Raw genomic sequence first — 15,322 nt, 5'->3', positions numbered from 1 at the left:
GGGTATTCAGGGAATTGGAGCGTTCCGATGTGGGCGCGCACCTTCACGCGCAGTTCCCCCACCATTACTGTGAACATTCACAGCAGTTCACGAACCGGTTCGCGTCCCCGAGAGTGAGGCTTGGTGACCCCGGAAGAACTGGCCGACGCGCTGCGTCGCGGGCCTTTCCACCTGGCACTTCGGCGCGCGATCGAACACCGGGGCCTGTCGCTGGCCCGACTGCGTTCACACTTGGCGCGCATCGACATCCACGTCGCCGAGTCGACGTTGAGTTACTGGCAGCGCGGGCTGCGCCATCCGGACGCACAGAACGCGCTGACGGCGGTGCGCGGGCTGGAGACCGTGCTGGGTCTGCCGCCGGACTCGCTGGTGGTCCTGGTCGGCCCGCGCCAGCGCGGCCGGGGCAGGCGGCACGCGGCTTCGTTCGCGGAGCTGGTGGTCGAAGGACCGGTCACCCGCGAGCTGTTCACCGAGGTCGGCGTCGACGCCGACCGGGCCAACGCCGACATCGAGCTGCTGTTCGTGCACGAGCGCGTCACCATCGCCAAGGACCGCTCGCAAGGCCGCATCCAGACGCGCATCGTCGGCTTCGCCCACCGCGAGGGCATCGACCGCTACGTCGCGGTCTACCACGGCGAGAACGGCCTGGACATCGACGCGGTGCTGGTCACGGCCACCGAGGGCTGCAGGCTGGGCCGCGTGCGGCGCAAGGAGGGCTGGGTCATGTTCGAGCTGATGTTCGACCGCAGACTCAGCGAGGGCGAGACATTCGTGCTGACCTACACCGTCGAGGACGACTCGGGCATCGAGTGCCCCGGGTACTTCCGGATGTTCCGCGAGCCTGCGGGCCCGTTCCTGCTGCAGTTGGAGCTGCCGCAGGACAATCTGCCCGCGCGGATAGTGCAGATGGTGCGCACGAACGACTCGCTGCCACCCACGATGGCCGACGAGCTGTTCTGCGACCGCGGCTACATGGTCAACGCCTACTTCCCGGCCGTGACGCCGGGAATCGCCGGGATCGGGCTCGACTGGCGCTAGTGCTGTGTCCATGAACGTTGTCGGGCTATCGGCGGATCCAGGTTTCCGCTGGGCCGTCGAGAGCCTGGCAACGTTCGTGGACACAGCACTAGTGTCGGTGGCGTGCGCTTCTACCACCGCCAGCCGGACCATGACCTGACCTACGACGACGTGTTCCTCGTGCCCGGCCGGTCCGCGGTCGAGAGCCGCGTGTCGGTCGACCTGTCCACATCGGACGGGACGGGCGCCACCATCCCGATCGTGGTGGCCAACATGACCGCTGTCGCGGGCCGCCGAATGGCCGAGACCGTTGCCCGCCGCGGCGGCTTGGTCGTGCTCCCCCAAGACGTCGACCCGCGCGTCGTCGGCGACATCGTCACCTGGGTCAAGGGCCGCCACACCGTGTGGGACACCCCGTTGGTGCTCACCGCGGGCGACTCGGTGGCGGACGCGCTGAACCTGCTGCCGAAACGCGCCCACGGTGCGGTGGTGGTGGTCGACGGCGAGGGCAAGCCACTGGGCGTGGTGGACGAGGCCGCATGCCTCGGCGTCGACCGGTTCACCCGGGTGATCGACGTCGCCGACCCCGATCTGGTGACACTCCCGCTGACCAGCGCCCCGCGCGAGGTGTTCGACCGGCTTCACGGCCGCGCCGCCCGGGTGGCACTGGCCGTCGACGAGTCCGGCGTGCTGGCGGGCGTGCTGACGGAGTTGGGCGCGTTGCGGGCGGAGCTGTATTCGCCTGCGCTGGACGCATCCGGGAAGCTGCGAGTGGCGGCAGCGGTCGGCGTCAACGGCGACGTGGCGGCGAAGGCGGCCGCGCTGCTGGAGTCCGGAGTGGACACCCTGGTCGTCGACACCGCGCACGGCCACCAGGAGAAGATGCTGCTCGCGTTGGAGGCCGTGCGGTCGGTCGACCCGCGGGTGCCGGTGGTGGCGGGCAACGTGGTCACCCCGGAGGGCGTGCGCGACCTGATCTCGGCGGGCGCGGACGTGGTCAAGGTCGGCGTCGGCCCCGGCGCCATGTGCACGACCCGGATGATGACCGGCGTCGGCCGCCCCCAGTTCTCCGCGGTCGCCGAGTGCGCCTCAGCCGCCCGCGAACTGGGCAAACACGTCTGGGCGGACGGCGGTGTGCGCCATCCCCGCGACGTGGCCCTGGCCCTGGCGGCGGGCGCGGCGAGCGTGATGGTCGGCTCGTGGTTCGCGGGCACCTACGAGTCACCGGGCGACCTGCACCGCGACGAGCAGGGACGCCTCTACAAGGAGTCATTCGGCATGGCGTCGAAGCGCGCGGTGTCGGCGCGCACGCGGACCGACAGCGGCTTCGACCGGGCGCGCAAGGCCCTGTTCGAGGAAGGCATCTCGACTTCGCGGATGCGCCTGGACCCGGCGGCCCCTAGCGTTGAGGACCTCCTGGACTCGATCTGCTCGGGCGTCCGATCGGCGTGCACCTACGCGGGCGCCACGACACTGACCGAGTTCTACGACCGGGCCGTCATCGGCGTCCAGTCCGCCGCGGGCTTCGCCGAGGGCCGCCCCCTACCCGGCGGTTGGTGATGGAGTCGACCCGAGTGGACCGCTGGCTCTGGGCGGTCCGACTGACCAAGACCCGCTCCGACGCGGCCGCGGCCTGTCGGGGTGGGCATGTGCGGGTCAACGACCGGCCCGCCAAGCCCGCGACCACGGTGGTCCCGGGGGATCACGTGCGCGCCAGGGTCGGCGACAAGACCCGGGTGGTCGAGGTGGTCCAGGTGATCCAGAAACGCGTGGGCGCGGAGGCGGCGGCCGTCTGCTTCATCGACCGCACACCGGCCCCACCCCCGGACGCCGCGATCCCGGTGGCGAAGCGCGAACGGGGAGCGGGCAGGCCGACGAAACGCGAACGGCGGGTGTTGGACCGCTTCCGCACGGGCCAGCCGTAGACATCCACAACCCGCTGAACCATCCACAGGTTCACGAGCGCACCCCCGTGGCCTGCCCTGCGCCGATAGACTGGAGCAGGGCAGGCCCCCTAGGGCGGGTGGGGTTTGTGCTGGGGCGCTAGGGCGTGTGGTCCTCCAACATCTCCGTCACCAGAGCCGCGATCGGCGACCGTTCCGAGCGGGTCAGAGTGACATGCGCGAACAGCGGATGGCCCTTCAGCTTCTCGATCACCGCCGCCACCCCGTCATACCGCCCGACCCGCAGGTTGTCGCGCTGCGCCACGTCGTGAGTCAGCACGACCCGTGAGCCCGACCCCAACCGGGACAGCACAGTCAGCAGCACATTGCGTTCCAGTGACTGTGCCTCGTCCACGATCACGAACGAGTCGTGCAGGGAGCGGCCGCGGATGTGGGTCAGCGGCAGCACCTCCAGCATCCCGCGGTCGAGCACTTCCTCGATCACGTGCCTGCTGACCAGCGCCTCCAGCGTGTCGAACACCGCCTGGGCCCAGGGCTGCATCTTCTCGCTCTCGGAGCCCGGCAGGTAGCCGAGGTCCTGCCCGCCGACGGCGTACATCGGGCGGAAGACCACGACCCGCTTGTGCAGGCCGCGCTCCATGACCGCCTCCAGCCCCGCGCACAGGGCCAGGGCCGACTTGCCGGTGCCCGCGCGTCCGCCCAGCGACACGATCCCGATGTCCGGGTCGAGCAGCAGGTCCAGCGCGATGCGCTGTTCCGCTGAGCGGCCGTGCAACCCGAAAGCTTCACGATCACCGCGGACCAGTTTCACCCGTTTGTCGGCCGTGACTCTGCCGAGCGCGCTGCTGGTCCCAGCCAGCAGGCGCAGGCCGGTGTTGACCGGGTGCTCGGTGTCGGACAGCCCGCATTCGACCAGGTCGACGGTGTTGTCCTCGGCCGAGAACAGCGCGTCGATGATCTCCTGGCCGGTTTCGACGTCGGCGATGCCGGTCCAGCCGGAGGGGGTGACCTCGCCAGCCCGGTACTCGTCGGCGTCCAAGCCGACCGCACCGGCTTTGACGCGCAGCGGGATGTCCTTGGTGACCAAGGTGACCGCCGCTTCCTCGGCGGCCAGGTTGAGGGCGCACGCGAGGATGCGCGCGTCGTTGGAGTCCGTGCGGAAGCCCGCGGGGAGCACCGACGGGTCGGAGTGGTTGAGCTCTACGTGCAGGGAGCCGCCCGCCTCGCCGACCGGGATCGGCTGGTCGAGCCTGCCGTGGCGCAGCCTGAGGTCGTCGAGCAGTCGCAGCGTCTCCCGGGCGAACCAGCCCAGTTCCGGATGGTGCCGCTTGCCCTCCAACTCGCTGATCACAACCAGCGGGATGACAACCGAGTGCTCAGCGAACCTGGTGAGCGCCCAGGGGTCGGAGAGCAGGACCGAGGTGTCGAGGACATAGGTGCGGCGGGCTGGGTCGGCCTCCTGGGAAGACGTGCGAGAAGAGCCTGAGGAAAGGCTGGCAGTGCGCCTGGACGAACGCGAAGCAGTCACGGCAACTCCCTCACGGACACGGCACCGCGTCCGCTCCTCGGTGGGCCGGGCACTGACCCTGGCAGGCGGTCTGGCATGATCGTCGGGGTTCTCCGACGTCACACCTTCCCGCCACGAGGGCCGGGTGCCGGCCCCCTCGCGATCGTCATGCTCACGACCAGGGCCTCCCGGGTCGGATCGCCATGGGCACGACCCGACACTTCGGAAGTTACCTGCGCGGGCCGACACTATGCACACAGCCACACAGGTGATTCTCGATTTCGTCACCGGGCTGACACGAACACGTCATGTGATTGCTCGACGCACCGTGACCGTCCAAACACAACGCGCGGTGACCAGCGGTTCCGCGTGACCTGGTTCCACCGGGTGGCTACTCCCCGGTAGTGGCACGCGACACCGACGCAACGAAATCGGATACTTGCCGCATCGGGTGAATTCGGCATGACCTGGGTAGCTCAATGGAGTATCGGCACTGCCAAGCCAAATAGTCGCGAGTACGTTGAAATGCGAAGCGACGAAGCCCGCATTTCCACCGCGAGCCGCCGCACCAGCGAGAAAGGAAGAAACACCGTGCTGAAGAAGACCGGATTCATCACCGGCGCATTGGTCGGCCTCTCCCTCGTGGCCGCTCCGCTCGCCTCCGCCGACACCCAGGACTTCCCCGACCAGCCCAGCTACGGCGACGCCGTGGAGCTGTTCACAGACGGCGGCGGGGCGGTCGGCTGGGGTGCCGCGGCACTGGTCGCGGGCGCCTACACCGGCATCGCGCTGACCCCGGCGCTGATCGCGCACTCGTTCTGCGGCGGCTGCTGACAACCATTCCGAATAAGGGTGCCCCGCAGCGCGGGGCACCCATTCGGCATTTCCTAGGACCCGAACCGGCGGTGCCGAATTCCGTATGCCCGCAGCGCGCGCAGGAAATCGGTGCGGCGGAAGTCGGGCCAGTACGCCTCGCAGAAATGGAACTCGGAATGGGCTGACTGCCACAGCAGGAAGCCCGAGAGCCGTTGTTCACCGGAAGTTCGGATGACGAGGTCGGGGTCGGGCTGGCCCGAGGTGTAGAGGTGCTCGGCGATGTGGTCGACATCGAGCACTTCCGCGAGCTCCTCGATCGTGCCCCCGGCCTCGGCGTGTTGCTGCAGCAGCTTGCGCACCGCGTCGGCGATCTCGCGGCGGCCGCCGTAGCCGACGGCGATGTTCACCTCCATGCCCGTGCGCCCCTCGGAGCGCCGCGCGGCGGCGGCGAGCCGGTCGGCGGTGTCCTTGGGCAGGATGTCGAGCGCGCCGATGATCCGCAGCCGCCACGGGCTGCCGGGCTCGGCGAGCTCGTCGACGACGTCGCCGATGATCTCCAGCAGCGGCGCCAGCTCGGACTCGGGTCTGGTGAGGTTGTCGGTCGACAGCAGCCACAGGGTGACCACCTCGACGCCCGCCTCGTTGCACCAGCCCAGCAGGTCGGCGATGCGCTGGGCGCCGACGCGGTGGCCGTCGTTGACGTCGGTGAAGCCCGCCTCGCGCGCCCACCGCCGGTTCCCGTCGAGCATCACGCCGACGTGGCGCGGGATCTGGCCGCCCGCCTGTTGTAGAAGCCGCTTCTCGTAGAGGCCGTACACGATGTCGGCCACTCGCCTGCGAAGACTCACGGCCATGCACAGTACGCCGCGTCGACCTGTGAGCGGGCACACTGGGCAGGTGCATCGCGCGGAGATCGATCCGATATGGCAGGACCTCACGGTCATCGAGCGGCTCGTCCACGAGTCGCGCACGGTGGCGGTGGTCGGGCTGAGTCCGACGCCGACGCGGCCGAGCCACATCGTGGCGTCGTACCTGGTCAAGAGCGGCCTGCGGGTGTTCCCGGTGAACCCGAACATCGCGACGTGGGAGGGCCTGCCCGCGTTCACCTCGCTGCGCGACATCGGCGAGCCGGTCGACATCGTCGACGTGTTCCGGCGGCCGGAGTTCGTGCCCGAGATCGCTGAGGAGGCCGTCGAGATCGGCGCGGGCGCGCTGTGGCTGCAGATGGGCGTGATCAGCGAACCGGGCGCGCGGATCGCCGCGGACGGCGGGCTCGACGTGGTGATGGACCGCTGTTTGCGCGTCGAGCACCGGGAGGTCGCGGGATGGTCGTGATGTGCGCCCGGCCACAGCGTTCTGCGGCCGTAACCTACGGTGCCGTAACCTCGAAGGCGTGACCACCATGACCGCCCCGCCGGTGGGCTTCAGCAAGCCGCGGCTGCGCGGCGTCATCCACTTCTGGTCGTTCATCGTCTCGGTCGTCACGGGCGCGACGCTCATCGCGCTGGCGTTCACGGTGTCGGGCACCGCGGCGCTGGCGACCTCGGTCTACGGCGTCACCGTGCTCGGCCTGTTCGGCGTGAGCGCGCTGTACCACCGGCGCTGGTGGGTCACCGAGACCGCGCGCACGTGGATGAAGCGGCTCGACCACTCGATGATCTTCCTGTTCATCGCGGGCACGTACACCCCGTTCAGCCTGCTCGCGATGAGCAAGCCGACCGGCTACATCGTGCTCGGCGTGGTCTGGGGCGGCGCGATCGCCGGGGTCGCGCTGAAGATGCTGTGGCCGCACGCGCCGCGCTGGCTGGGCACGCCCATCTACATCGCGCTGGGCTGGGTGGCGGTGTTCGTGCTGCCCGAGCTGCTGGCCAACGCCGGTGTCGCGGCGCTGGTCCTGCTGCTGGCGGGCGGGCTGTTCTACACGATCGGCGCGATCTTCTACGCGACGAAGTGGCCCAACCCGTGGCCGACGACGTTCGGCCACCACGAGTTCTTCCACGCGGCCACGGTCATCGCCGCGATCTGCCACTACGTCGCGGTCTGGTTCGCGCTGTACCCGTGACCCGCCTCCGGGCCATGGCGTGGTGATCGCGTCGGGCCCATGGCCGTCGCGCCGGGCCGCATCGCGTCTGCTCGCCTAGGTACGCGTCGAGTCTCGCGCGGCCGAGGTCGACCGCGCGCACGATCACGGGCTTGGTCTCGACAGGCCGCACCAGGTCTCCCCTCAGCACGTCCGCAAGGGTGACCCAGCGCGGCCGCGGCCCGCCACCGATTTACAGCTCCGGCCCCTTGCTGCGAAGGTCGTCGACCTTGCTCATGGCCTCGCGCAACTCGCCGAGCCACTCCTCGGCGTGCTTGCCGAGCAGCCGCACGGCCCACGCCAGCGCCTCCGAGCGCGACCGCGCGACCCCGGCGTCGACCAGGGTGTCGAGCACCAGGCGTTCCGGCTGGCGCAGGCGGGTCATGACGGGGACGGACAGGGTCGTGAACAGTTCCTCGGTGCTGCCCTGGCGGGCGCCCCACGCGACCTTGCGGGCGTAGCGGTGCTCGGCCTGGCGGGCGATCTCGATGCGCTCGTCGCGGGTGTCCTCGCGCCAGCGGGAGATCCGCCCGGACTCGGCCGCGGCGCGCGCGGCGTCGTCGGCGTACTCGCCGTCGAGGTCGGGCAGGGTGCCCACGATCAGGATCTCCTCGCGGTCCACGGTGACGCTCGGATCACCGGTGAACCAGCCGTCGGGCAGCCTGCCAGAGAACCAGGCGGCGGCGTCGTCGGCGGAGGGGATCTCGGTCTGCTGCCAGCCGCCGCGGGGGCGGCCGCTCCAGTTCCCACGCATGTTCGGCTCCTTTGATTACTTGATTACTTCCCTTCTCAAGTTACGCCGATACATGGGTAAGTGGTGAGGTTTCGCTGTCAGCGGAGAGCGGCCGCCAGGTCGGCCGGATCGGTGCGGGGACGGTCGCAGACGTAGCCGCGGCAGACGTAGGCGGCGGGCTGGCCGTTGACGAGCGGGCGCTGGTCGAGCAGGGGCGCGCTGTCCGGCTCACCCGCCAGGATCACCGCGCCGCCGGGCGCGTGTTCCAGCGCGATGGCCAGCAGATCGTCCCCGGCGCCGACGATGGCGATCTGGAGCGGGCCGTGGGCCAACGCCTCCGCCACCGTCAGCCAGTGGCCCGCGAACCGGGGCGCGCGGGCCGCCAGGATGCCCGCCCTCGCCACCGCGTCCTCCGCCGCGGTCCGATACACATCCGCCCGGTCCGCGCCCGCGAGTGCCGAGCCCGCGAGCAGCGCCCCAGCCAGCGCGGACGCGCCCGACGGGGAGGCGTTGTCGCCCGGGTCGGCGGGTCGCCAAACCAGGGCGTCGGCGTCGTCTGCCGTGTCGTGATAGGCGCCGGGGACGTCCGGGTCGGCGAAGTGCGCGAGGGCGGTGTCGAGCAGCCCGCACGCGGCGTCGAGCCAGCGGGTCGAGCCGGTGGCCTGGTGCAGGGCGAGCAGGCCGTCGGCGAGGCAGCCGTAGTCCTCCAGGACACCCGCCGCCGTGCCGACGACCCCTGCCCGCGAGGTGCGGCGCAGCCTGCCGTCGATCAGGTGCAGGCCGAGGACAAGGTCGGCGGCCCGTTCGGCGGCCGCGATCCAGGTCGGTTCGCCCAGAGCCGCGCCCGCCTCGGCGAGCGCGCTGATGGCCAGGCCGTTCCACGCGGTGACGACCTTGTCGTCGCGGCCCGGCTGCGGCCTCGTCGCGCGCTCGGCCAGCAGCGCCGCCTTCACCCGCGCCCAGCGCTCCAGATCGTCGACCCGCCGCTGGAACCGCAGCGTGGACGAGCCGTGCTCGAACGTCCCCGCCTCTGTCACACCCAGCAGTTCCGCCGCCCAGGCGCCGTCCTCCGGCCCCAGTACCGACGTCAACTCGGCGGGCGTCCAGACGTAGGTGAGCCCCTCGACGCCGTCGGTGTCGGCGTCGAGCGACGAGGCGAACCCGCCCTCCGCGGTGCCGAGGTCGCGGATGAGGAACCCGGCGGTCTCCGCCGCGACCTCCCGGTACCGCGCTCCCCCGGTCCGCCGCGCCAGGTGCGCGGCCAGCCGCAGCAGCAAAGCGTTGTCGTACAGCATCTTCTCGAAGTGCGGCACCACCCAGGCCGCGTCCACGCTGTACCGGGCGAAGCCGCCCGCGAGCTGGTCGTTGAGCCCGCCGTCGGCCATCGCGCGCACTGATCCCTCCACAATGGACAGCGACTCGACCGACCCGGTCCGCTCGTGGTGGCGCAGCAGGAACTCCAGCACCATCGTCGGCGGGAACTTGGGCGCCCCGCCGAAGCCGCCGTTCACCCGGTCGTAGTCACCCAGCAGTGACGCGGCGGCCCCGGCGAGCGCGGGCGCATCCACTATGGACACTGCGAGCGGCGCGGTCTGCTTCCCCAGTTCCGCGACGATCCGCGAAGCCGCCTCCCGCACCTCCGTGTCGTCGGCCGCCCACGCCTGGTGGACCGCGGTGAGCAGCTGCCGGAACGACGGCATCCCGTGCCGCGGCGTCGGCGGGAAGTACGTCCCGCAGTGGAACGGCTCGCCCTCCGGGGTCAGGAAACACGTCATCGGCCAGCCGCCGTGGCCGGTCATCGCCTGGGTGGCGGTCATGTAGACGGCGTCGACGTCGGGGCGCTCCTCGCGGTCGACCTTGACGTTGACGAAGTACTCGTTCATCAGCGCGGCCGTCTCGGCGTCCTCGAAGGACTCGTGGGCCATCACGTGGCACCAGTGGCACGCCGCGTAGCCGACCGACAGCAGGATCGGCACACCGCGCCGTTCGGCCTCGCCGAAGGCCTCCAGCCCCCATTCCCACCAGTCGACCGGGTTGTCGGCGTGCTGCAGCAGGTACGGGCTGGTCGAGTGGTGAAGCCGGTTCGCCATGCCGCAACCCTCTCAAATGACATGAGTCCGCGCGCCGGATAGGCGACACTTCGCGGGTGCTGATGACCCTGACGACGACACTGCGCCCGGCGACCGACCTCGGATTCCTGCTGTTCAAGCATCCCGACAAGGCGCAGGCGTTCAGCACGTCGTCCGGCACCGCGCACGTGTTCTACCCGCGCGCCGACGAGGACGAGTGCACCGCGGCGCTGCTGCTCGACGTCGACCCGATCGCGCTGGTCCGGGGCCGCAAGAACGACGCGTTCACGCTGGGCCAGTATGTCAACGACCGCCCGTACGCGGCCGGATCGCTGCTCGCCGTCGCGGTGTCGGCGGTGTTCAAGTCGGCCATGAACGGCCGCTGCGACCAGCGGCCCGAGCTGGTCGACCAGGCGATCCCGCTGCGAGTGCGCATCCCCGCCGCGCCCTGTTCCGGCGGAGCCGCGATGGCCGAGCGGCTGTTCGCGCCGCTGGGCTGGCGGGTCGACGCGCGGGCGGTCCCGCTCGACCCGGAGTTCCCCGACTGGGGCGATTCGCGCTACCTCGACCTGCGGCTCGACGGCGAGCTGCGGCTGGCCGACGCGCTGCGCCACCTGTACGTGCTGCTGCCGGTGATGGACGGCGCGAAGCACTACTGGGTGGCCGAGGACGAGATCGAGAAGCTGCTGCGCGCCGGGGACGGCTGGCTCTCCGCGCACCCCGAGCGCGAGTTGATCAGCTCGCGCTACCTCGCGCACCGGAAGTCCCTGGTCCGCACGGCCATGGCCCAGCTCGCCGAGTTGGACGGCAGCGAGGAGGAGGCCCTCGACAACGCGCTGGCCGAGCCGACGCTCACCGAGCCGCTGGCCGTCGTCCGTCGCCGCGCGGTCGTCGAGGCGCTGCACCAGGTCCGGGCGCACCGCGTGCTCGACCTCGGCTGCGGCGGCGGCGCGCTGCTGCGCGACCTGCTGGCCGACCCGACGTTCACCGAGATCGTCGGCTGCGACGTCTCCGCCGCCGCGCTCGACGCCGCCGAGCGCAGGCTGCGGCTCGACCGACTCCCCGAGCGGGCCCGCGACCGCGTCGAGCTGCGTCAGTCGTCGGTCACCTACACCGATCCGGCGCTCGCGGGCTACGACGCGGCGGTGCTGATGGAGGTCGTCGAGCACGTCGACGCGAGCAGGCTGCCCGCGCTGGAGCACGCCGTGTTCGGCGCGGCGAACCCGCGCCACGTCGTGGTGACCACGCCGAACGTCGAGTACAACGTGCTGTTCCCGACGCTGCCGGAAGGCAAGTTCCGGCATCCGGACCACCGGTTCGAGTGGACGCGCGCGCAGTTCCAGGAGTGGGCCGACGGCGTCGCCGACCGCCGCGGCTACACCGTGCGCCACCTGCCGGTCGGTCCCGTCGACGAAGTGCACGGCTCCCCCACCCAGCTCGCCCTGTTCTCCCGGAAGGAGGCCTGATGGACCTCGCGATCCCCGATATGGCGCTGGTCGTGCTCATCGGCGCCTCGGGCTCGGGCAAGTCGACCTTCGCGCGCAAGCACTTCAAGCCGACGCAGGTGCTGTCCAGCGACTACTTCCGCGGCCTGGTCAGCGACGACGAGAACGACCAGACGGTGTCCGCCGACGCGTTCGACGCGCTGCACTACGTGGCAGGCAAGCGTTTGCGCAATGGCCTCGTCACCGTGATCGACGCGACGAACGTGCAGCGTGAGCCCCGGGCCGCCCTGATCAAGCTGGCGCGTGAGAACAACGTGCTGCCGGTGGCGATCGTGCTCGACGTGCCGGAAGCCGTCTGCGTGCGGCGCAACGCCGAGCGGCCGGACCGCGACTTCGGCGCGCACGTGGTCAAACGCCACCGCGCCGAGCTGCGGCGGTCGCTGGGGTCGCTGGCGAAGGAGGGCTTCCGCAAGGTGCACATCGTGCGCGGGGAGTCCGAAGTGGACGCCGCGCGGATCGTGCCGGAGCGGCTGAACAACGACCTGCGCGACCAGACCGGCCCGTTCGACGTCATCGGCGACGTGCACGGCTGCCGCGCCGAGCTGGAGGAACTGCTCGGCGAGCTGGGCTACGCGCTGGACCGCGACGAGCTCGGCCGGGCCGTCGACGCCCGACACCCCGAGAACCGGCGGGTCGTGTTCGTCGGCGACCTGGTCGACCGCGGCCCCGACACCCCCGGCGTGCTGCGGCTGGCCATGGGGATGGTCGAGTCGGGCAACGCGCTGGCGGTGTGCGGGAACCACGAGCAGAAGCTGGTCCGGGCGATGCGCGGCCGGAAGGTCACGGTGGCGCACGGGCTCGCGGAGTCGCTGGCGCAGCTGGGCGAGGAGTCCGACGAGTTCCGCCTGCGCGTGGAGCGGTTCTGTGACGGCCTGATCTCGCACTACCGGCTCGACGGGGAGAACCTGGTGGTGGCGCACGCCGGTCTGCCGCGCGAGTACCACGGGCGCGCGTCGGGGCGGGTGCGCAGCTTCGCGCTGTACGGGGACACGACCGGCGAGACCGACGAGTTCGGGCTGCCCGTGCGCTATCCGTGGGCGGAGGACTATCGCAGCCGCACGACAGTCCTCTATGGACACACACCGGTGGTCGACGCCGAGTGGGTGAACGGGACGATGTGCCTGGACACAGGGTGCGTGTTCGGCGGAAAACTCACCGCATTGCGTTATCCGGAGCGGGAAGTCGTCTCGGTGAAGGCGCACCAGGTCTGGTACGAGCCGGTGCGCCCGCTCGCGCCGCCGGACCCGTTCAGCGGCCGCGACCCGAGCGCCCTGGCGCTGTCGGACGTCGTCGGCAAGCGCGTGATCGACACCGGTCTGATGGGTCCGGTGACGGTACGCGGCGAGCAGGCCGCGGCGGCGCTGGAGGTCATGAGCCGCTTCGCCGTCGACCCGAGGTGGCTGCTCTACCTGCCGCCCACGATGGCGCCCACGCCGACGCACACCGGCGGTGACCTGCTCGAACACCCGACGGAGGCGTTCGCGGACTACGCGAGCCGGGGTGTGCGGGAGGTCCTGTGCGAGGAGAAGCACATGGGCTCGCGCGCGGTCGTCCTGGTGACCCGCGACGGCGCCGCCGAGCGCTTCGGCATCGAGGGCGACGGCGTCGTGCACACTCGCACCGGCCGCCCGTTCTTCGATGAGGCGCTGACGTCCTCGCTGGTCACGCGGGTGCGCGCGGCAGTGACATCCGCTGGACTGTGGGCTGAGTTGGACACCGACTGGCTGCTGCTCGACGCGGAACTGCTGCCGTGGAGCGCGAAGGCGTCCGGCCTGATCCTCAACCAGTACGCCGCCGTGGGCGCCGCCGCCGAGGCCGCGCTGCCCGCCGCTGTCGACGCGCTGTCGTCGGCGGCCGGGCGTGGGGTCGAGGTCGCGGACCTGTTGGCACGCCAGCGATCGCGGTCGACGAACGCGGCGGACTACCGGGCGGCCTATCGGCGATACTGCTGGCCGACGGACGGCCTGGCCGGGGTCACCCTGGCCCCGTTCCAACTGCTGGCTGCGCAGGGCGCGACGTTCGAGGACCGCCCGCACGCGTGGCACCTGGACCTGGCCGCGCGGCTGCACGCGGTCGACCCGACCCTGTTCACGCTCACGCGGACGATCGCCGTCGACACCACCGACCCGGTTTCGGTCGCCGCGGGCGTCGACTGGTGGACGGCCCTGACGGCGGCGGGCGGCGAGGGGATGGTGGTGAAGCCGGCGGCGAACCACGTGCCGAAGTCGCAGCCCGGAGTGAAGGTGCGCGGGCGGGAGTACCTGCGGATCATCTACGGCCCGGACTACACCGAGCCGTCGAACCTGTCCCGCCTGCGCGACCGCAAGCTCAACCACAAGCGCTCCCTTGCGATGCGTGAGTACGCGCTGGGCATGGAGGGCCTGGCCCGGTTGACGCGCGGCGAGCCGCTTTGGCGCGTGCACGAGTGCGTGTTCGCGGTGCTGGCGCTGGAATCGGAACCGGTGGACCCACGACTGTGAACCTGGTGCTGTCCGCCATCGTGGGCTCCCACGCCTACGGCCTCGCCACGGCCGCGTCCGACGAGGACCGCCGGGGCGTGTTCGTCGCACCCACGGAGTCCTTCTGGCGGCTGGTGAAACCTCCGTCCAGTGTGGACGGACCGGCGGACGAGCAGGTGAGCTGGGAGGTCGAGCACTTCTGCGCGCTCGGCCTCCGCGGCAACCCGACGGCGCTGGAACTGCTGGTGAGCGACCTGGTGGAGGTGTGCACGCCGATCGGGGCGGAACTGCGCGCGCTGCTGCCCGCGTTCCTGTCGCAGCGGGTGGCGGTCAGCTACGAGCGGGCCACGACGCAGCAGTTCACGCGCGCGACGCGGGCGGCTGAACCGCGGTGGAAGCAGGTCATGCACGCCCTGCGGCTGCTGATGGTGTGCCGGACTTTGATGACCACGGGTGAACTGCGCATCGACATGCGGTCGGCGCGGGAGGAACTGCTCGCGGTCCGGGCGGGCTCGGTGCCACTGGCGGAGTGTTTGCGCTGGTCGGATGAGCTGCGCACGGAGATCGCGGCGGCGGAGAGTCCGCTGCCGGTGGAGCCGGACACCCAGCGGGTCGAGGACTGGCTGGTCTCGGTACGACGGAGGTCGCTGAATGCCGATCACGGTTCCTGACCTGTCCGAGGTAGTCGCCGCAGCACTGCTGTTCGCGACGCGACGATGTGGAATCGACCTCGTCACCCTTGATCTGATCAAGTTGGTCGGAGTCGGTGGAGGGGAGCCGTAGAGGTGGGCGCCGGACCGTCCTACCTCTGCTCAAGCCGAACGGCTACGTCCTCGAACAACTGTTGTCGCCGCTCGTCGTGCACACCAGCGCGGTGCACGACGAGTTGACCGACTCGGCGCCTTCCGCGCCGCCCTGACCGGCCTGCACCTGATGCGCACCGGCACCGTCGACGCCTGCCTTCCCAACCTCGGCGGTCCCGACTATCTCGCCGATCTGATCGCCGCCAAACGCGAAGGCGAGCACCTCGCCCTGCCCGCCTCGGCGCCGTCCCGCGATCGGCTGGCCGCCGACCTCGCCGACCTGAACGCCGAGTTGGAGTCCGCCCGAAGCACTACGGCGCTTCCCGAACAGCCGACCGTCGCCGACCGGCTGCATGACCTGGTCGTCCGGGTCCGGCTCGCTGATCATGCGGGGGCCGGGTGGGTCGGTCAGAGTGGAGGGGCTGACGA

14 protein-coding genes are annotated in these 15,322 nt (G+C 70.9%); 9 read left to right on the top strand and 5 right to left on the bottom strand.

Annotated elements, in window-relative coordinates; genetic code table 11:
• Positions 1–123 precede the first annotated feature (123 nt).
• From ACSHT8_RS27335 to ACSHT8_RS27325, 3 genes are all read left to right on the top strand, one after another.
• Complete coding sequence (locus ACSHT8_RS27335; RefSeq protein ID WP_436493763.1) at positions 124–1,038, top strand: helix-turn-helix domain-containing protein; 915 nt, start codon at positions 124–126, stop codon at positions 1,036–1,038.
• A 102-nt stretch (positions 1,039–1,140) separates the two neighbouring features.
• Positions 1,141–2,577: a GuaB1 family IMP dehydrogenase-related protein gene (locus tag ACSHT8_RS27330; RefSeq protein ID WP_436493762.1), complete on the top strand. Its 1,437-nt coding sequence runs from the start codon at positions 1,141–1,143 to the stop codon at positions 2,575–2,577.
• Positions 2,577–2,942 carry an RNA-binding S4 domain-containing protein gene (locus tag ACSHT8_RS27325; RefSeq protein WP_436502192.1) on the top strand — a complete coding sequence of 122 codons (366 nt, stop codon included), beginning with the start codon at positions 2,577–2,579 and terminating at the stop codon, positions 2,940–2,942. Before ACSHT8_RS27330 ends, ACSHT8_RS27325 begins: the two co-directional genes overlap by 1 nt.
• 118 nt (positions 2,943–3,060) lie before the next feature.
• On the opposite strand, the gene ACSHT8_RS27320 is transcribed toward ACSHT8_RS27325, so the two are convergent.
• Positions 3,061–4,449, bottom strand: a complete 1,389-nt coding sequence (locus ACSHT8_RS27320; RefSeq protein WP_436493761.1) for a PhoH family protein — start codon at positions 4,447–4,449, stop codon at positions 3,061–3,063.
• Positions 4,450–5,019: 570 nt separating this feature from the next.
• Between ACSHT8_RS27320 and ACSHT8_RS27315 the strand changes: the two genes are divergently transcribed.
• On the top strand, positions 5,020–5,262 hold the full coding sequence (locus tag ACSHT8_RS27315) for a hypothetical protein (protein ID WP_436493760.1): 243 nt from the start codon (positions 5,020–5,022) through the stop codon (positions 5,260–5,262).
• Positions 5,263–5,315: 53 nt separating this feature from the next.
• Here ACSHT8_RS27315 and ACSHT8_RS27310 read toward each other — a convergent pair whose 3' ends face one another.
• Complete coding sequence (locus tag ACSHT8_RS27310) at positions 5,316–6,098, bottom strand: isoprenyl transferase (RefSeq protein WP_436493759.1); 783 nt, start codon at positions 6,096–6,098, stop codon at positions 5,316–5,318.
• Positions 6,099–6,141: 43 nt separating this feature from the next.
• Between ACSHT8_RS27310 and ACSHT8_RS27305 the strand changes: the two genes are divergently transcribed.
• Complete coding sequence (locus ACSHT8_RS27305) at positions 6,142–6,579, top strand: CoA-binding protein (protein WP_436493758.1); 438 nt, start codon at positions 6,142–6,144, stop codon at positions 6,577–6,579.
• 67 nt (positions 6,580–6,646) lie between these two features.
• Positions 6,647–7,306 carry a PAQR family membrane homeostasis protein TrhA gene (trhA, locus tag ACSHT8_RS27300; RefSeq protein ID WP_436502191.1) on the top strand — a complete coding sequence of 220 codons (660 nt, stop codon included), beginning with the start codon at positions 6,647–6,649 and terminating at the stop codon, positions 7,304–7,306.
• Between the two features lie 211 nt (positions 7,307–7,517).
• Here trhA and ACSHT8_RS27295 read toward each other — a convergent pair whose 3' ends face one another.
• Positions 7,518–8,078, bottom strand: coding sequence for a hypothetical protein (locus tag ACSHT8_RS27295; protein ID WP_436493757.1), 561 nt, complete (start codon positions 8,076–8,078; stop codon positions 7,518–7,520).
• A 77-nt stretch (positions 8,079–8,155) separates the two neighbouring features.
• A complete protein-coding gene (locus tag ACSHT8_RS27290) occupies positions 8,156–10,147 on the bottom strand; it encodes a thioredoxin domain-containing protein (RefSeq protein WP_436493756.1) in 1,992 nt (663 codons plus the stop codon).
• 56 nt (positions 10,148–10,203) lie between these two features.
• Here ACSHT8_RS27290 and ACSHT8_RS27285 point away from each other — a divergent pair, with 56 nt between their 5' ends.
• Genes ACSHT8_RS27285 through ACSHT8_RS27275 form a run of 3 tightly spaced genes read left to right on the top strand, consistent with a single transcriptional unit; the run spans position 10,204 to position 14,761 of the window.
• Positions 10,204–11,592 carry a 3' terminal RNA ribose 2'-O-methyltransferase Hen1 gene (locus ACSHT8_RS27285; RefSeq protein WP_436493755.1) on the top strand — a complete coding sequence of 463 codons (1,389 nt, stop codon included), beginning with the start codon at positions 10,204–10,206 and terminating at the stop codon, positions 11,590–11,592.
• Positions 11,592–14,111 (top strand): polynucleotide kinase-phosphatase, encoded by a 2,520-nt coding sequence (locus tag ACSHT8_RS27280; protein ID WP_436493754.1) that lies wholly within the window; start codon positions 11,592–11,594, stop codon positions 14,109–14,111. The genes ACSHT8_RS27285 and ACSHT8_RS27280 overlap by 1 nt, the downstream gene beginning before the upstream one ends.
• A 5-nt stretch (positions 14,112–14,116) precedes the next feature.
• Positions 14,117–14,761: a nucleotidyltransferase domain-containing protein gene (locus ACSHT8_RS27275; protein WP_436493753.1), complete on the top strand. Its 645-nt coding sequence runs from the start codon at positions 14,117–14,119 to the stop codon at positions 14,759–14,761.
• Between the two features lie 154 nt (positions 14,762–14,915).
• On the opposite strand, the gene ACSHT8_RS27270 is transcribed toward ACSHT8_RS27275, so the two are convergent.
• On the bottom strand, positions 14,916–15,281 hold the full coding sequence (locus ACSHT8_RS27270) for a hypothetical protein (protein WP_436493752.1): 366 nt from the start codon (positions 15,279–15,281) through the stop codon (positions 14,916–14,918).
• Positions 15,282–15,322: the final 41 nt, after the last annotated feature.

It is taken from the genome of Actinokineospora sp. HUAS TT18 (assembly GCF_051364635.1).
GTDB lineage: Bacteria > Actinomycetota > Actinomycetes > Mycobacteriales > Pseudonocardiaceae > Actinokineospora.
The sequence above is the reverse complement of the archived record's forward strand: the minus strand, read 5'-3'. Positions and strand labels throughout refer to the sequence as shown.